The sequence below is a fragment of the Pseudomonas sp. PNPG3 genome (genome assembly GCF_023093815.1).
In the GTDB taxonomy this organism is placed as follows: Bacteria; Pseudomonadota; Gammaproteobacteria; order Pseudomonadales; family Pseudomonadaceae; genus Aquipseudomonas; species Aquipseudomonas asiatica.
In genome coordinates, this window is sequence record NZ_JALLKV010000003.1 from 148,236 (window position 1) to 165,685 (window position 17,450).

16 protein-coding genes are annotated in these 17,450 nt (G+C 63.9%); 11 read left to right on the top strand and 5 right to left on the bottom strand.

Going from position 1 to position 17,450, the window contains the following annotated elements; all coding sequences use genetic code 11:
* Nucleotide 1: 1 nt before the first annotated feature.
* The 4 genes from rarD to MJ643_RS04035 form a co-directional block, all read right to left on the bottom strand.
* Complete coding sequence (gene rarD, locus MJ643_RS04020; RefSeq protein WP_013970552.1) at nt 2-889, bottom strand: EamA family transporter RarD; 888 nt, start codon at nt 887-889, stop codon at nt 2-4.
* 64 nt (nt 890-953) lie between these two features.
* Nucleotides 954-1,928 carry a serine/threonine protein kinase gene (locus MJ643_RS04025; protein WP_013970553.1) on the bottom strand — a complete coding sequence of 325 codons (975 nt, stop codon included), beginning with the start codon at nt 1,926-1,928 and terminating at the stop codon, nt 954-956.
* A gap of 162 nt (nt 1,929-2,090) precedes the next feature.
* The gene (locus MJ643_RS04030) at nt 2,091-2,855 is read right to left on the bottom strand and encodes a TOBE domain-containing protein (protein WP_047933210.1); all 765 of its coding nucleotides are present in this window, start codon (nt 2,853-2,855) and stop codon (nt 2,091-2,093) included.
* Between the two features lie 157 nt (nt 2,856-3,012).
* Nucleotides 3,013-3,744: a ComF family protein gene (locus MJ643_RS04035; RefSeq protein ID WP_047933207.1), complete on the bottom strand. Its 732-nt coding sequence runs from the start codon at nt 3,742-3,744 to the stop codon at nt 3,013-3,015.
* Between the two features lie 89 nt (nt 3,745-3,833).
* On the opposite strand from MJ643_RS04035, the gene bioB reads away from it, so the two are divergent.
* The 9 genes from bioB to MJ643_RS04080 all read left to right on the top strand — a co-directional run bounded on the left by bioB (nt 3,834) and on the right by MJ643_RS04080 (nt 14,412).
* Nucleotides 3,834-4,892 carry a biotin synthase BioB gene (bioB, locus tag MJ643_RS04040; RefSeq protein WP_013970556.1) on the top strand — a complete coding sequence of 353 codons (1,059 nt, stop codon included), beginning with the start codon at nt 3,834-3,836 and terminating at the stop codon, nt 4,890-4,892.
* A gap of 1 nt (nt 4,893) precedes the next feature.
* Nucleotides 4,894-6,066, top strand: a complete 1,173-nt coding sequence (gene bioF / locus MJ643_RS04045) for an 8-amino-7-oxononanoate synthase (protein WP_047933203.1) — start codon at nt 4,894-4,896, stop codon at nt 6,064-6,066.
* On the top strand, nt 6,059-6,790 hold the full coding sequence (locus MJ643_RS04050) for an alpha/beta fold hydrolase (RefSeq protein WP_024086135.1): 732 nt from the start codon (nt 6,059-6,061) through the stop codon (nt 6,788-6,790). Before bioF ends, MJ643_RS04050 begins: the two co-directional genes overlap by 8 nt.
* Entirely contained in the window at nt 6,783-7,601 is an 819-nt protein-coding gene (gene bioC / locus MJ643_RS04055; protein ID WP_047933202.1) for a malonyl-ACP O-methyltransferase BioC, read from the top strand. The genes MJ643_RS04050 and bioC overlap by 8 nt, the downstream gene beginning before the upstream one ends.
* A gap of 10 nt (nt 7,602-7,611) precedes the next feature.
* The gene (gene bioD, locus MJ643_RS04060) at nt 7,612-8,292 is read left to right on the top strand and encodes a dethiobiotin synthase (protein ID WP_047933200.1); all 681 of its coding nucleotides are present in this window, start codon (nt 7,612-7,614) and stop codon (nt 8,290-8,292) included.
* Between the two features lie 230 nt (nt 8,293-8,522).
* Nucleotides 8,523-8,819 (top strand): pyrroloquinoline quinone biosynthesis protein PqqE, encoded by a 297-nt coding sequence (locus MJ643_RS04065; protein WP_208209401.1) that lies wholly within the window; start codon nt 8,523-8,525, stop codon nt 8,817-8,819.
* Nucleotides 8,820-9,105: 286 nt separating this feature from the next.
* Nucleotides 9,106-10,911: a phenylacyl-CoA dehydrogenase gene (locus tag MJ643_RS04070; protein ID WP_013970562.1), complete on the top strand. Its 1,806-nt coding sequence runs from the start codon at nt 9,106-9,108 to the stop codon at nt 10,909-10,911.
* A 315-nt stretch (nt 10,912-11,226) separates the two neighbouring features.
* Nucleotides 11,227-12,510 carry a GGDEF domain-containing protein gene (locus tag MJ643_RS04075; RefSeq protein ID WP_013970563.1) on the top strand — a complete coding sequence of 428 codons (1,284 nt, stop codon included), beginning with the start codon at nt 11,227-11,229 and terminating at the stop codon, nt 12,508-12,510.
* Between the two features lie 123 nt (nt 12,511-12,633).
* Complete coding sequence (locus MJ643_RS04080) at nt 12,634-14,412, top strand: acyl-CoA dehydrogenase C-terminal domain-containing protein (RefSeq protein ID WP_013970564.1); 1,779 nt, start codon at nt 12,634-12,636, stop codon at nt 14,410-14,412.
* A 252-nt stretch (nt 14,413-14,664) separates the two neighbouring features.
* Here the strand turns inward: MJ643_RS04080 and MJ643_RS04085 are convergent, their stop codons facing one another.
* Complete coding sequence (locus MJ643_RS04085) at nt 14,665-15,588, bottom strand: LysR family transcriptional regulator (RefSeq protein WP_004375209.1); 924 nt, start codon at nt 15,586-15,588, stop codon at nt 14,665-14,667.
* A 208-nt stretch (nt 15,589-15,796) separates the two neighbouring features.
* On the opposite strand from MJ643_RS04085, the gene MJ643_RS04090 reads away from it, so the two are divergent.
* Nucleotides 15,797-17,077: an aminotransferase class III-fold pyridoxal phosphate-dependent enzyme gene (locus MJ643_RS04090; protein ID WP_024086139.1), complete on the top strand. Its 1,281-nt coding sequence runs from the start codon at nt 15,797-15,799 to the stop codon at nt 17,075-17,077.
* A gap of 153 nt (nt 17,078-17,230) precedes the next feature.
* The gene (locus MJ643_RS04095; protein ID WP_009681539.1) at nt 17,231-17,389 is read left to right on the top strand and encodes a YqaE/Pmp3 family membrane protein; all 159 of its coding nucleotides are present in this window, start codon (nt 17,231-17,233) and stop codon (nt 17,387-17,389) included.
* Nucleotides 17,390-17,450: the final 61 nt, after the last annotated feature.

The window sequence follows — 17,450 nt, forward strand, 5'->3', positions numbered from 1 at the left end:
ATCAACTACGCTTGCGCAAACTGACCCACGCATCGACGCTGTAAATCGCCAAACCTGCCCAGATGAACATGAACGCCACCAAGTTGCTCGACGACAAGTGCTCATCAAACAGCAGCACCGCCTGCAGCAGCACCAAGGTCGGCGCCAAGTACTGCAGGAAGCCCAGCGTGGTGTACGGCAAGTGCCGCGCGGCAGCGTTGAAGCACACCAGCGGCACCAGTGTCACCGGCCCCGCAGCCATCAGCCACAACGCTTCGCTGCTGGTGTAGAACGCGCCCTGGGCACTTGTCGCCGCCGGATGCAGTAACAGCCAACCAAGGGCCAGCGGCACCAGCATCCAGGTTTCCACCACCAGGCCCGGCAGTGCCGCTACCGGTGCCTGTTTGCGAATCAGCCCATAGAAGCCGAAGCTCAGCGCCAGTACCAGCGACACCCACGGCAGGCTGCCCACCTGCCACACCTGCTGAGCCACACCCACGGCGGCCATGGCCACGGCCAGCCATTGCAGCCGACGCAGGCGCTCGCCAAGAATCAGCATGCCCAGCAGCACATTGATCAGCGGGTTGATGTAGTAACCCAGGCTGGCCTCAAGCATGCGCCCGTTGTTCACCGACCATACGTAGGTCAGCCAGTTGCCGGCGATCAGCGCCCCGCTCAGGGCCAGGATGCCCAGCCGGCGCGGGTTGTCACGCAGTTCACGCCACCAGCCGGGGTGTTTCCACACCAGTAGCAGCAGCGAGCCGAACAGTGCCGACCACAGCACCCGGTGGACAATGATTTCCACCGCCGGAACGCTCTGGATTGCCTTGAAGTACAGGGGGAAAAGACCCCAGATGATGTAGGCGCTGAGGCCCAGTAGGTACCCGCGACGCGGGTTTGCGGCGTGCATGCAGAATCCTTGCTTAGGTAGCTAAATAAAGCGACGCCTATTGTAGACAGAGGCGGGCGTGCTTCTAGAACAATTTCAGCGGCGCTTCATCCAGTGCGGCCATTTGCTCGCGCAGGGCGAGAATCTGGTCTCCCCAGTAGCGTGGCTGGCCGAACCAGGGGAAGCTCGGCGGGAACGCCGGGTCGTCCCAGCGCCGCGCCAGCCAGGCGCTGTAGTGCAGCTGGCGCAGGGCGCGCAAGGGTTCGATCAGGGCCAGTTCGCGCGGGTCGAAATCGTGGAACTCGTTGTAGCCGTCGATCAGTTCGGCCAGTTGGCCCAGGCGCTCCTCGCGGCTGCCGGCCAGCATCATCCACAGGTCCTGCACCGCCGGGCCCATGCGGCAGTCGTCGAGGTCGACCACGTGGTACACCTCGTCGCGGTGCATAAGGTTGCCGGGGTGCAGGTCGCCATGCAGGCGGATGAGCTTGTGCGGGGTGCGGGCATAGATGTCCTCCACTCGCTTGAGCAGGTCGCGGGCCACCGATTCGAACGCCGGCAGCAGTTCGCGAGGGACGAAATCGCCTTCCAGCAGGGTATTCAGCGAGGCGTGGCCGAAGTTGTCCACAGCCAGCGCTTCGCGGTGCTCGAACGGTTTGCTGGCGCCCACGGCATGCAAGCGGCCGAGCAACTGGCCAAGACGGTAGAGCTGGTCGAGGTTACCCGGCTCTGGCGCGTGGCCGCCGCGGCGGGGGAACAGGGTGAAGCGGAAGCCCTGGTGTTCGAACAGGGTGCGGCCGTCGTGCTGCAGCGGGGCGACCACCGGCACTTCGCATTCGGCCAGTTCGGCAGTGAAGCTGTGCTCTTCGAGGATGGCCGCGTCGCTCCAGCGGCCTGGGCGGTAGAACTTGGCGATCAGCGGTTGCGCGCCCTCGATGCCCACCTGGTAGACGCGGTTTTCGTAGCTGTTCAGCGCCAGCACCCGGGCATCGCTGAGAAAGCCCAGGCTTTCCACGGCGTCCAGGACCAGGTCGGGGGTGAGGGTATCGAAGGGGTGGGACATGGTGGCTCCGGGGATAGGCTGCGTGGGGACCATGGTAACGCGTTATGCCTGTACCAGCCTCTTCGCGGGTAAACCCGCTCCCACATGGACGGCGCAGCTGCCGGGGAAACGATGCACCTGTGGGAGCGGGTTTACCCGCGAACCGCGCAAAGCGCGGCCAGGCTATGCAGGAATCCCAAGCAATACATAAGAGGGATGAAATTGAACCCGCACCGAACTGCCTGCTGCTACCCGCTGCCCAGCCAACCAATCCGTCTCGGCAAACGCACACAACGTCTGCCCATTCCCCAACGCCAACCGGACCTCACCAGGCCCATCAGCCTCCGCCAGCACCTCCTCCACCGTCGCCCGTAGGCAATTGCTATCCGCTTCGGCCTCTTCGTCGTCGGCCAGCAACCTCACCCACCCCGCCTTGAGCAGCGCCACTACCGTCGTCCCCAGCGTCAGTTCCAGCCGTGCGGTGCTGTCGTGGGTGATCAACGCCTCGATCTCCAGCCCACCACCCAACGCCAGGCTGACGCGATCATGCCGTCCCTCGCGGCGCAGGCCGCTGACCTGGCCCTGCAACTGGTTGCGCGCACTGGTACGCAGCATCAGCCGGCCGAGCAGGTCGAGGTCGCTGGACTCCTCGGCCGCTTCGAGGATTTGCGCCTGAAGGGCCTGCAGCCTCTGGTACAGGCGCAGCACCCGCTGGCCTTCCGGAGACAGACGGGCACCACCGCCACCACGCCCGCCGGTACTGCGCTCGACGAGGGGCTGGCTGGCCAGGTTGTTGAGTTCGTCGATGGCGTCCCAGGCGGCCTTGTAGCTGATGCCCGCAGCCTTGGCGGCGCGGGTGATCGAACCTTCTTCGGCAATGTGCTGCAGCAGCGCGATGCGCTGGGGGCGGCGGGCGATGTGCTGGGTGAGGTGGGGGGGCAGGGGCATGGGCATTTGGTCATTGTAAGTGGCAGCGAAGTGTAGCTTGTGTGGGAGCGGCCTTGTGTCGCGAAAGGGCTGTGTAGCAGCCCCAGCGATTTTTGCTGTGGCAGAGATCCTGGGGCTGCTACGCAGCCCTTTCGCGACACAAGGCCGCTCCCACAAGTCATACATACCCCGGCTTGGCCGTACGCGCCAGGCAATACACATCCACCCGCCGCGCACCGGCCTTGCGCAGCACTTCGGCAACCGCTTGCGCGGTCGCACCGGTGGTCAACACGTCATCGATAATGGCGACATGCTTGCCCGTCAGCTTGCCCGTGACGGTAAACGCCTGGCGCAAGTTGCGGCGCCTGGCCTTGGCGTCCAGTTGCTGCTGCGCAGGTGTCTCCCGTGTGCGCAGCAGCAACCGCTCGTCGCAAGGTACCCCCACGTGCGACGACAGCCAGCGCCCGAGCATCCCCGCCTGGTTGAACCCCCGCTCCCGTAGTCGACGTTTGGCCAAGGGTACAGGCAACAACAGGTCGGGGCGCGGCAGCCCTTCGGTAAAGCGGTGCAGCAGCCCATGCGCGAGCAATTCGGCCATCAGGCGCCCCAAGGGCCACTGGCGGTTGTGCTTGAAACGGCTGATCAGCGTGTCCACCGGAAAGCCGAAATGCCACAGTGCAAGCACCTGCTCGAAGGCCGGTGCGCGGCGCTGGCATTGAGCGCAAGTCAGGCCGGCTATCGGCAATGGCAGGGCGCAGCGCAGGCAATGATCGCCCAGCCAGGGCAGTTCCTGCTCGCAGGCGACGCACAGCGGGTAGGCCTGCTCGGCAGGTTCATCGCACAGCAAACACAGTTGATTAATAAGTGAGCACTTGTAAACCAGTATTTTCCAGTGTGGTTGACAGTTCATAGGCCTTCCATGACTATGCGAGCTATCCGTGATGCGCTGGCGGGCTTTCCTGTCCCGGCGCCTGCTTCAGCCTAAACAAGGAAACGCCAATGAGCGCCAGCACAACTGCAACAACACGTCACGACTGGTCCCTGGCCGAGGTCAAGGCGCTGTTCCAGCAACCGTTCAATGACCTGCTGTTCCAGGCGCAGACCGTGCACCGCGCGCATTTCGACCCGAACCGCGTGCAGGTTTCGACCCTGTTGTCGATCAAGACCGGCGCCTGCCCGGAAGATTGCAAATATTGTCCACAGTCCGGCCACTACAACACCGGGCTGGAAAAACAGAAGCTGATGGAAGTGCAGAAGGTGCTGGAAGAAGCCGCCCGCGCCAAAGCCATCGGTTCTACACGCTTCTGCATGGGCGCGGCGTGGAAGCACCCGTCGGCCAAAGACATGCCCTACGTGCTGGAGATGGTCAAAGGCGTGAAGGCCATGGGCCTGGAAACCTGCATGACCCTCGGCAAGCTCGACCAGGAGCAGACCAAGGCCCTGGCCCAGGCCGGCCTGGACTACTACAACCACAACCTCGACACCTCGCCTGAGTTCTACGGCAGCATCATCACCACCCGCACCTACAGCGAGCGCCTGCAGACCCTGGCCTACGTGCGCGATGCCGGGATGAAGATCTGCTCCGGCGGCATCCTCGGCATGGGCGAGTCGCTGGACGACCGCGCCGGCCTGCTGATCCAGCTGGCCAACCTGCCCGAACACCCGGAGTCGGTACCGATCAACATGCTGGTCAAGGTGGCCGGTACGCCGCTGGCCGAGGAAGAAGACGTCGACCCGTTCGACTTCATCCGCATGCTGGCCGTGGCCCGTATCCTCATGCCCAAGTCGCACGTGCGCCTGTCCGCCGGCCGCGAGCAGATGAACGAGCAGATGCAGGCCCTGGCCTTCATGGCTGGCGCCAACTCGATCTTCTACGGCGAAAAACTGCTGACCACCGCCAACCCGCAGGCCGACAAGGACATGCAGCTGTTCGCACGCCTGGGCATCAAGCCCGAAGCGCGTGAAGAGCACGCCGACGAAGTGCACCAGGCGGCCATCGAGCAGGCGCTGGTCGAGCAGCGCAGCAGCGAGATGTTCTACAACGCCGCGACAGCCTGAAATGGCCTTCGACCTGGCAGCGCGCGTGGCCGAACGGCGCGCCGCAGACCTGTATCGGCAGCGGCCACTGCTGGAAAGCCCGCAGGGGCCGGAAGTGGTGGTCGATGGCCAGCGTTTGTTAGCCTTCTGCAGCAATGACTACCTGGGCCTGGCCAACCACCCCGATGTGATTGCCGCCTGGCAGGCCGGCGCCGAGCACTGGGGTGTCGGTGGCGGTGCCTCGCACCTGGTGATCGGCCACAGTACGCCGCACCACCAGGTGGAAGAGGCCTTGGCCGAACTCACCGGGCGCCCGCGCGCGCTGCTGTTCTCCACCGGCTACATGGCCAACCTGGGCGCCATCACCGCGCTGGTGGGGCAGGGCGACACGGTGCTGCAGGACCGCCTGAACCACGCTTCGCTGCTGGATGGCGGGTTGCTCAGTGGTGCCCGTTTCAACCGCTACCTGCACAACGACCCGGCCAGCCTGGCCAGCCGCCTGGACAAGGCCGTCGGCAATACCCTGGTAGTGACCGATGGCGTGTTCAGCATGGACGGCGACCTGGCTGACTTGCCGGCGCTGGCCGATGTCGCCCGCGCTCGCGGTGCCTGGCTGATGGTTGACGATGCCCATGGCTTGGGCACCCTCGGCACCCAGGGCGGCGGTATCGTCGAGCACTTCGGTCTGGGCGTTGAGGATGTGCCGGTGTTGATCGGTACGCTGGGCAAGGCTTGTGGTACCGCCGGTGCCTTTGTGGCCGGCAGCGAAGAGCTGATCGAGGCGCTGGTGCAGTTCGCCCGCCCGTACATCTATACGACCAGCCAGCCACCGGCGCTGGCCTGCGCCACCCTCAAGAGCCTGGAATTGCTGCGCCGCGAAACCTGGCGCCGCGAGCACCTGGCCGCGCTGATCCGCCAGTTCCGTGAAGGTGCGCAGCAGATCGGCCTGGAGTTGATGGACAGCCCGACGCCGATCCAGCCCATCGTCATCGGCGACAGCGCAAAGGCCCTGCGCCTGTCACACATGCTGCGCGAGCGCGGCTTGCTGGTGACGGCCATCCGCCCGCCCACCGTGCCGGCGGGCAGCGCACGCCTGCGGGTGACATTGAGCGCCGCGCACAGCGAGGCGCAGGTGCAGCTATTGTTGAATGCATTGGCCGAGTGTTATCCACAGTTGGAGAGCGCCGATGCGTAATCGACTTGTTCTGTTGCCTGGCTGGGGCTTGGGCACTGCTTCCCTGGAGCCGCTGGCCGCCAGCCTGCGTGCCCAGGACGCCCGCCTGCAGGTAGAGCTGGTGCCCTTGCCGGAACTGGCCCACAGCGATGTGCAGGCCTGGGTCGACCACCTCGACCGCAAGCTGCCGAGTGATGTCTGGCTGGGTGGCTGGTCGTTAGGCGGCATGCTGGCCAGCGCGCTGGCGCACAAGCGCGGCGACCATTGCTGCGGCCTGCTGACCCTGGCCAGCAACCCCAGTTTCGTGGCTCGCCCCGACTGGCCCCACGGCATGGCCGAAGACACTTTCGGCACCTTCCTCGACGGCTGCCGCAGCCATACCCAGGTCACCCTGAAGCGCTTCCGTACCTTGTGCAGCGACGGTGCCCTGCAACCGCGCACCCTGCTGCGCCAGCTGGGTGTCGGCGTGCCGGACACCGACCCGCTGTACCTGGCCACCGGCCTTGAAGTGCTGGCCAAGCTGGATACCCGCGAAGCACTGCAGGCCTACGGTGGCCCGCAACTGCACCTGTTCGCCGGCAGCGATGCGCTGGTGCCGGCAGAGGCGGCAAAAGCGCTGAGCGAGCTGCTGCCCGATGTGGAAGTGGGCCTGGTCGAAGACAGTTCCCACGCGTTCCTGCTGGAATACCCGCAGGAACTGGCGGCGGGCATCAAGAGTTTCCTGCATGAGAGTGGCGATGACTGACCTTTCCCGTCCGACCCTACCCGGCGCGCTGCCCGACAAGCGCCAGGTAGCGGCCTCGTTCTCCCGCGCCGCAGCCAGCTACGACAGCGTGGCAGCCTTGCAGCGTGCGGTGGGTTCGAGCTTGCTGGAGCAGTTGCCGGAAGGCCTGCAGCCGTCACGCTGGCTGGACCTGGGCAGCGGCACCGGTCATTTCAGCAGGGCGTTGGCCGAGCGGTTCACCCAGGCCAGCGGCGTTGCGGTGGATATCGCCGAGGGCATGTTGTGCCATGCCCGCAACGAACAGGGCGGGGCGCTCTATCACGTGGCCGGTGACGCCGAGCGTTTGCCGCTGCGTGATGCCAGTGTCGACCTGGTGTTCACCAGCCTGGCCGTGCAGTGGTGCGGCCAGTTCGCCAGCGTGCTGGCAGAAGCGCTGCGAGTGCTGCGCCCGGGCGGCGTGCTGGCCTTCAGCAGTTTGTGTGTGGGTACCCTCGATGAACTGCGCGCCAGTTGGCAGGCGGTGGATGGCCTGGTGCATGTGAACCGCTTCCGCCGTTTCGAGGACTATCAACGCCTGTGCGCAGGCAGCGGCTTCGAGCAGCTTGGGCTGCAGCGCTGCCCGCACGTGTTGCACTACCCGGATGTACGCAGCCTGACCCATGAGCTCAAGGCACTCGGCGCCCACAACCTGAACCCTGGCCGGCCTTCCGGGCTTACCGGCCGGGCCCGCATGCAGGGCCTGCTGCAGGCGTATGAGGCGTTTCGCCAGCCCGAGGGGCTGCCAGCCACCTACCAGGTGGTCTATGGTGTGTTGCGCAGGCCACAGGCTTAAGGGGAGCGAGATGAGCCAGGCGTATTTCATTGCCGGTACCGATACCGATGTTGGCAAGACCACCATCGCTGCCGGGCTGTTGCATGCGGCACGGTCGCAAGGCTTGAGCACGCTGGGGGCCAAGCCGGTGGCCTCCGGTTGCACGATGACGCCCAAAGGCTTGCGCAACAGCGACGCTCAGGCGCTGATTGATGAAAGCACGATCAAGCTGCCCTACGAGCAGGTCAACCCGTTTGCCTTCGAACCTGCGATTGCGCCGCATGTGGCAGCACGTGAGGCAGGGGTGACGCTGGCCGTGCCGGAACTGCTGGCGGCGATGCGGAATGTGCTGCAACAAAATGCCGATTTCACCCTGATCGAGGGAGCCGGAGGCTGGCGCGTGCCGTTGTCGGGGCTGGAAAACCTGTCCGACCTTGCGGTGGCCCTGCGGCTGCCGGTGATTCTGGTGGTCGGGGTGCGGCTGGGCTGTATCAGCCATGCCTTGTTAAGCGCTGAGGCGATCGAGCGTGACGGGCTGCAATTGGCTGGATGGGTGGCGAACATCATCGAGCCGCGTACTTCGCGCCTGGAAGAGAACCTGGCCAGCCTGGCCGAGCGTTTGCCGGCGCCATGCCTGGGGCGGGTGCCCAAGTTGAAGCAGGCCAGTGCCGACATGGTTGCTGAACACCTTCAGCTGGATCTTCTGGATTAGCCGTTTCCAGGCCCGGCTCTTTCGCGGGTAAACCCGCTCCCACAGGTATTGCACAAGTCTCGAAAACTGTGGAGACCCTGTGGGAGCGGGTTTACCCGCGAAGAGGCCCGTGCAGGAATACCCAGGGCCTATCAAATGGCACCAGGCCATTAGGGATTTAAACGGGCCTTTTCACCCCTGGCCTGCTTTAATTGGGCCTGTTCGTCATCCAGCGTCAATGGAGTCCTGACATGGAAATCACCGGTAGCTCCGCCTATTACGCAGGCCTGAGCGCAATCCAGACCGGCCAGAACCGCGTCGATCAGGCTGCTAGCCAGATCGCCAGCACCACCGCCGAACGTAGCGCCACCAGCCAGTCCAGCGATTTTCAGGCCGAACGCCTGCGCGCGGTCGACCGCAGCCAGCAGATGGACCTGGCCACCAGCACCGTGCAGCTGACTCTGGGCAAACTCGAAGTAGAGCTTGGCGCAAAGGTCGCCAAGGCATCCGACGAAATGCTCGGCCGGATCATCGACACCTACGCCTGACCCGGCGGCCCTTCCCGAACATAACGCTATCCCTGTGGGAGCGGGTTTACCCGCGAATGCGTCCGCCCGGAAACCTCTGTTTTCCGGGCTGGCCCATTCGCGGATAAACCCGCTCCCACAGGGGGACTTATCATTGATTGACGCTTTTGCCATTTTTCGTGGCGCAAATGGCACCATAGTCCATCCTTGACATAAGGCGGAGCTAAACGTAAGTTTCAAACAACTGTTTGATCGACGGCCGCCAAGTGCGGGTCACCCCACAGAACTCACCTAGAGGTTCATCGCAATGCCTGATTACAAAGCCCCCTTGCGTGATATCCGCTTCGTTCGCGACGAGCTGCTCGGCTATGAGGCGCACTATCAGAGCCTGCCGGGTTGCCAGGACGCCACGCCCGACATGGTCGACGCGATCCTCGAAGAAGGCGCGAAGTTCTGTGAGCAGGTGCTGTCGCCGCTGAACCGCGTGGGTGACCAGGAAGGCTGCACCTGGAGCGAGGCGGGCGTTAAAACCCCGACCGGCTTCAAAGCGGCCTACGAACAGTTCGTAGAAGGCGGCTGGCCGAGCCTGGCGCATGACGTCGAGCACGGCGGCCAGGGTCTGCCGGAGTCGCTGGGCCTGGCGCTGAGCGAAATGGTCGGCGGTGCGAACTGGTCGTGGGGCATGTACCCGGGCCTGTCCCATGGCGCGATGAACACCATCTCTGCGCACGGCACCCCCGAGCAGCAGCACACCTACCTGACCAAGCTGGTATCCGGCGAGTGGACCGGTACCATGTGCCTGACCGAGCCGCACTGCGGTACCGACCTGGGCATGCTGCGCACCAAGGCCGAGCCACAGGCCGACGGTAGCTACAAGGTGTCGGGTACCAAGATCTTCATTTCGGCCGGTGAGCACGACATGGCCGACAACATCGTCCATATCGTCCTGGCCCGCCTGCCGGACGCACCGGCTGGCACCAAAGGCATCTCGCTGTTCATCGTGCCGAAGTTCCTGCCCAACGCCGAAGGCGGTGTGGGCGAGCGCAACGGCGTGAGCTGCGGCTCGATCGAACACAAGATGGGTATCCACGGCAACGCCACCTGCGTGATGAACTTCGACGGCGCTACCGGCTACCTGATCGGCCCGGCCAACAAAGGCCTGAACTGCATGTTCACCTTCATGAACACCGCTCGCCTGGGTACCGCGCTGCAAGGCCTGGCCCACGCCGAAGTCGCGTTCCAGGGTGGCCTGAAGTACGCCCGTGAGCGCCTGCAGATGCGCTCCCTGACTGGCCCGAAAGCACCGGACAAGGCTGCTGACCCGATCATCGTCCACCCGGACGTGCGTCGCATGCTGCTGACCATGAAGGCCTTCGCCGAAGGTAACCGCGCGATGGTGTATTTCACTGCCAAGCAGGTGGACATCGTCAAGTACAGCCAGGATGAAGAAGAGCGCAAGAAGGCCGATGCCCTGCTGGCGTTCCTGACCCCGATCGCCAAGGCGTTCATGACCGAGGTCGGCTTCGAAGCAGCCAACCATGGCGTGCAGATCTACGGTGGCCACGGCTTCATCGCCGAATGGGGCATGGAGCAGAACGTACGGGACAGCCGCATTTCCATGCTGTACGAAGGCACCACCGGCATCCAGGCCCTGGACCTGCTCGGCCGCAAGGTGCTGATGACTCAGGGCGAAGCGCTGAAGGGCTTCACCAAGATCGTGCACAAGTTCTGCCAGGCGCAGGAGGGCAACGAAGCGGTCAAGGAGTTCGTCGAACCGCTGGCGGCGCTGAACAAGGAATGGGGCGAGCTGACCATGAAAGTGGGTATGGCCGCCATGAAGGACCGCGAAGAAGTGGGTGCGGCCTCGGTCGATTACCTGATGTATTCCGGCTACGCCTGCCTGGCCTACTTCTGGGCCGACATCGCCCGCCTGGCGGCCGAGAAACTGGCTGCCGGCACCAGCGAAGAAGCGTTCTACACCGCCAAGTTGCAGACCGCGCGCTTCTACTTCCAGCGCATCCTGCCGCGTACCCGTACCCATGTGGCGACCATGCTGTCGGGTGCCAACAACCTGATGGCGATGGACGAAGAGCACTTCGGTCTGTCGTACTGATCCTGCCGCTGTAAAGCAAACCCGCCTGCCTTCACCGGCAGGCGGGTTTTTACATTCTGGAAAGCTGAACGCTATCCCCTGTGGGAGCGGCCTTGCGTCGCGAAAGGGTTGCGTAGCAACCCCGGCAATTTCGGCTGTGATACAAAAAGCTGGGGCCGCTTCGCGCCCCTTTCGCGACGCAAGGCCGCTCCCACAATGATCGCGTGCACGCCGGAATTTCCTGTTCATTCAATCCGCATACTCAACTGTTCATGTGCACTGCCGATGAAGTAAGGGCACAATGCCATCATTGATCTGCCGGGTTGGAGATTACCCTTGTTTCGTTTTAACGCTGTTCGCGCGAGCCACTTCCTGCCTTCGCTGATTCTTTTGCTGGCAGGACTCGCCGCGGCCTATGTGAGAGACCTCAGTGTCTTTTTCACATCGCTGTTCAACGTCCTGCCCACCTTGGTCCTGCTGCTGGGTGGCGCCTACTGTGCGGTGTACCGTCGCCAGCGCGAACTGTTCCTGATGCTTACGGTGTACATCGCCTACTACCTGCTCGACACCCAGACCGACTTCTACCGTGACCATGGCCGCGTTCGCGAGGACGCGGCGGTGATCTTCCATCTCGTGTGCCTGCTGCTACCCGCCCTGTTCGGGCTGTATGGTGCCTGGCAGGAGCGCACCCACCTGCTGCAGGACCTGGTCGCCCGTGGCGCCGTGCTGTTCGCCGTCGGTAGCGTGGCGGTGGCCCTGGAGCAAAGCTACCCCCAAGCACTACTGACCTGGTTGGCGGAAATCCGCTGGCCAACCTTGCATGGCCAATGGATGAGTCTGATCCAGATGGTCTATCCGCTGTTCCTCGGCGTGTTCATCCTGCTGGTGGTGCAATACCTGCGTGCGCCACGGCCGCTCCACGCTGCGCAGGTGATGGGCCTGCTGGGTATCTTCTGGATGTTGCCGCAAACCTTCATCCTGCCGTTTACCCTGAACATCATGTGCAGCCAGGTCATGCTGATGATCGCCGCAGCGGTGGCGCACGAGGCCTACCAGATGGCTTTCCGCGACGAACTGACCGGCCTGCCGGGGCGCCGTGCGCTGAACGAGCGCATGCACCGCCTGGGACGCAACTATGTGATCGCCATGACCGATGTCGACCACTTCAAGAAATTCAACGACACCCACGGCCACGACGTCGGCGACCAGGTGCTGCGCCTGGTTGCCAGCCGTCTGTCCAAGGTAACCGGGGGTGGCCGTGCCTACCGCTATGGCGGCGAGGAGTTCGCTCTGGTGTTTGCCGGCAAGACCGCCGAGGAATGCGTGCCCCATGTGGAAGCCGTGCGCGAAATGATCGCCAACTATGTGATGCACCTGCGCGACCAGCACAACCGTCCGCAGGATGATACCGCCGGGCGCCAGCGGCGGGCGGGCAGCAGTGGGGGTACGGTGTCGGTCACCATCAGCATCGGTGTGGCGGAGCGCCATGCCGATCATCGTAACCCCGAAGCGGTGCTGAAATCCGCCGACCAGGCGCTGTACAGCGCCAAGGGCGCAGGGCGTAATTGTGTCATGGTTCATGGGCAACAAGCGCAGCGAGGGGCGGTGCGCACGGCGTGACCGAGCCAGACTATACGGTCTATTGATGACCCTATGTCTCGTAAAAGTTGTTCGGTTACACTGCCTGCAACCCAGTGTCGCGGTTCCCCGAGACCGCCCCGACCCGACTAGCGAGAGGTTGTCATGGCTGAATATAAAGCGCCCCTGCGCGACATGCGCTTCGTACTGAATGAAGTCTTCAACGTGGCCGAGCAGTGGGCGCAGTTGCCCGGGTTGGCCGAGGTTGTCGATGCCGACACAGCCATGGCCGTGCTGGAAGAAGCCGGCAAGGTTACCGCCAAGTCCATCGCACCGCTCAGCCGTGCCGCCGACGAAGAGGGCTGTCACTGGGAAAACGGCGCGGTAAGTACCCCAGCCGGTTTCATCGAGGCGTACAAAACCTACGCCGAAGGCGGTTGGGTGGGTGTGGGTGGCGACCCGCTGTTCGGCGGCATGGGCATGCCCAAGGTCATCTCGGCCCAGGTCGAGGAAATGGTCAACGCCTCCAGCCTGTCCTTCGGCCTGTACCCGATGCTGACTGCTGGCGCCTGTCTGTCGATCAATGCCCACGCCAGTGAAGCGCTGAAGGAAAAGTACCTGCCAAACATGTACGCCGGCGTGTGGGCCGGTTCCATGTGCCTGACCGAGCCGCACGCCGGTACCGACCTGGGCATCATCCGCACCAAGGCCGAGCCCCAGGCCGACGGCAGCTACAAGGTCAGCGGCACCAAGATCTTCATCACCGGCGGCGAGCACGACCTGACCGAGAACATCATCCACCTGGTGCTGGCCAAGCTGCCGGACGCACCGGCGGGGCCGAAAGGCATTTCGCTGTTCCTGGTGCCGAAGTTCCTGGTCAATGAAGATGGCAGCCTGGGGGCGCGCAATCCCGCCACCTGCGGCTCGATCGAGCACAAGATGGGTATCCAGGCCTCGGCCACCTGCGTGATGAACTTCGATGAAGCGGTCGGCTATATCGTCGGTGAGCCGAACAAGGGCCTGGCGGCCATGTTCACCATGATGAACTACGAGCGCCTTGGCGTTGGTATCCAGGGCCTGGCGTCGGCCGAGCGCTCCTACCAGAATGCCGTGGAGTACGCCCGCGACCGCCTGCAGAGCCGCGCCCCGACCGGGCCACAAGCCAAGGACAAGGCCGCTGACCCGATCATCGTCCACCCGGACGTGCGCCGCATGCTGTTGACCATGAAGGCGCTGATCGAGGGTGGCCGTGCCTTCTCCAGCTATGTGGCCATGCAGCTGGACAGTGCCAAGTTCAGCGAAGACACCGCCGTGCGCAAGCGCAGCGAAGAACTGGTGGCACTACTGACGCCGGTTGCCAAGGCCTTCCTCACCGACCTGGGCCTGGAGTGCGCGGTGCACGGCCAGCAGGTGTTCGGCGGGCATGGCTACATTCGCGAATGGGGGCAGGAGCAACTGGTGCGCGATGTGCGCATTACGCAGATCTACGAAGGCACCAACGGCATCCAGGCCCTCGACCTGATGGGGCGCAAGGTGGTGGCCAGTGGTGGGGCATACTACCGGCTGTTCTCCGACGAGATTCGCCAGTTCATTGCCAGCGCAGGTAGCGAGCTGGATGAATTTGCCAAGCCGTTGGGTGCTTGTCTCGATCAGCTCGACGGGCTGACCGAGTGGGTGCTGGAACAGGCCAAGGGCAACCCGAACGAAATCGGGGCGGCTTCGGTCGAGTACCTGCAGGCCTTTGGTTATGTCGCCTACGCCTACATGTGGGCACTGATGGCGCGGGCGGCGAAGGCGGGTGAGGGGGATGAAGCGTTCTATACGGGCAAGCTGGGTACGGCGCGGTTCTACTTTGCGCGGTTGCTGCCGCGGGTGAATTCGCTGGTGGCTTCGGTGAAGGCGGGGAGTGAGTCGTTGTACCTGCTGGATGCCGAACAGTTCTGACAGATATGGGGACTGCGTAGCAGTCCCTGCCGTGTAAGCTTTTTCCTACACAACGTGGTGACTTTTCACCACTGTTCTCAGATTGGATCCACGGTTATTCTTTACCACATGGACGTTGCGCAGGAAGCGCAAAGGACAGATCAAGGACGACGACGAAGGACCACCTGCCAGGATGGCGGGGCGATACGGATGTCACAGGGAAACAGTCTGGAAAACCCCGCTTCGGCGGGGTTTTCTTTGTGCGCGTGTTTTTCAGCCCAGCACATCCAACGGTGATGCACCCAACAGGCGGGCGTCCGTCTCTTCCTCCAGCAACGTGCGCAGCAGCTCCACAGAGGCCTGCTGGCGCTGGGCATCGCGGAACACCAAGCCAACCTTCAGCGGTACCCGTGGCTCGCTCAACGGCTTCCACAGCAGCCCCTGGTCATCCTCGGCGGCCTCCTTGGCCCGCCCCGGCAAGATGGTGGCCAGCGCGGTATGGGCCAGGCTGTCGAGAATCCCCGCCATGTTGTTCATCTCTGCCTGCACCTGCGGCCGACGCCCTTGGCTGGCCAGCTGCGCCTGCCAGATCTGGCGGATCTGGAATTCCTCGCCCAGCATCAGCATGGGCAGCTCGGCGGCCTGGCGAATGGACACCTTCTTGAAGTCCTTCAGCGGGTGGGTAGCGGGGATGACCAGTTGCAGCTCATCTTCGTACAGCAGCAGACCATGCAGCCCCGGCTGGCGTGGCGGCAGGTAGCTGATACCGATGTCCAGGCTGCCATTGAGCAAGCGCCGTTCGATCTCCAGCCCTGACAATTCGTAGATCTGCACCACCAGGTGCGGCTGTGCCCTGCGCAGGCGCTCAAGCAGCTGCGGCACCAGGCTCGGCCGCACGGTCTGCAGCACGCCGATGGCCAAGGTACGCAGCGACTGGCCCTTGAAGTTGCGCATGGCCTCGTGGGCGCGCTGCAGGCCGTCGAGCAACGGCAGGGCGTGGTTGTACAGGGTGTGGGCGGCCAGAGTCGGCAACAGGCGCTTGTTGCTGCGTTCGAACAGGCTCAGGTCGAGGCTGTGCTCCAGCTGGCGGATCTGCTGGGAAAGCGCTGGCTGGGACAGCGACAGGCGCTCGGCGGCGCGGCCCACGTGGCCTTCTTCATACACCGCGACGAAATAACGCAGTTGGCGGAAATCCATAAGTGATACTTATCGAAAATGCTGGAAAAACGAAATGGTCGAAAACCCTCGCGAGGCCTAGTCTATCGCCGTATTCCAACGGGTTACAGCGATGAATCGATCGATTGTTACTCCGGATGAAAAACACTTTTGATAGGCAAGGCAAAATATCGAGTGCCGCACCAAGACCGCACCGTGACCGCCCCTGTCGTGATTGGTTGGAGCCCTGATGAACCTGTTCAACCTGCGCCGCCCGGCCCCTGCCGCCGTCGCCGAGCCCAAGCGTGCGCCGGTGATCGTGCCGGAAGCGCCACAGCTGTCGCGTGAGTGCCTCATGCCCAGCACCGAACGCGCAGCGCAGGTATTCGTGCGTGGCCAGGGCTCCTGGTTGTGGGACAACGAAGGGCATGCCTATCTGGACTTCACCCAGGGTGGTGCGGTCAACAGCCTGGGCCACAGCCCCAGTGTGCTGGTGAAGGCGCTGGGCAGCCAGGCCCAGGCGTTGATCAACCCGGGCTCGGGCTTCCACAGCCGTGGCCTGCTGGGGCTGGTCAACCGCCTGTGCCAGAGCACCGGCAGCGACCAGGCCTACCTGCTCAACAGCGGCGCCGAAGCCTGCGAAGGTGCGATCAAGCTGGCGCGCAAGTGGGGCCAGCTGCACCGTAACGGCGCCTATCACATCATCACCGCCACCCAGGCCTGCCATGGCCGCAGCCTGGGCGCGTTGTCGGCGTCCGACCCGCTGCCGTGCAACCGCTGCGAGCCGGGCCTGCCGGGCTTCAGCAAGGTGCCGTTCAACGACTTGGCGGCGCTGCACGCCGAGGTGGACTCGCGCACCGTGGCGATCATGCTCGAGCCGATCCAGGGCGAGGCGGGTGTCATCCCGGCCACGCAGGAATACCTCAAGGGTGTGGAAACGCTGTGCCGCGAACTCGGCATCCTGCTGATCCTCGACGAGGTGCAGACCGGCATCGGCCGCTGTGGCGCGCTGCTGGCTGAGGAAACCTACGGCGTGCGCGCCGACATCATCACCCTGGGCAAGGGCCTGGGCGGTGGCGTGCCGCTGGCGGCCTTGCTGGCCCGGGGCACGGCGTGCTGCGCCGAGCCTGGCGAACTGGAAGGCAGCCACCATGGCAACGCGCTGATGTGCGCCGCCGGCCTGGCCGTGCTGGATACCGTGCTGGAGCCTGGCTTCTTCACCCAGGTGCAGGACAACGGCCGCCACCTGCGTGAAGGCCTGAGCCGGCTGGCCGGGCGTTATGGCCAGGGCGAAGTGCGCGGACAAGGCCTGCTGTGGGCCCTGCAAATGAAAGAAAACCTGGCCCGCGAGCTGGTGGCGGCTGCCTTGGATGAAGGCCTGTTGCTCAATGCACCGCAGGCGGATGTGGTGCGTTTTTCGCCAGCGTTGACCGTGAGCAAGGGCAACATCGACGAAATGCTGCTGCGCCTGGCCCGTGCCTTTGCCCGCCTGCATGCCCAGCAGCAGGCCCGCCGCGAAATGCCAGCCTAGCGGCCTGGTGACATCGAGAATTCTACGAACCGTCTGGCGTTCCTGCGCATCGCCCTTGGCCTGTTTCATTCGGCCCGGGGCGTTTTTTTTTACCTGTTGAACCTCTGTGGTGGGCGGCTAGTCTCTGATGTAACCCCTTCAGGAGAGACTCGCATGGACTTTATACGCATCATCATCGCCATCATCCTGCCACCGCTGGGCGTGTTTCTGCAGGTGGGGTTTGGCGGGGCGTTCTGGCTGAATATCTTGCTGACCTTGCTGGGGTACATTCCGGGGATCGTGCATGCGGTGTATATCATCGCCAAGCGCTGAAATTGCTGGGGCTGCTCTGCAGCCCTTTCGCGACACAAGGCCGCTCCCACAGGTAAAGTGC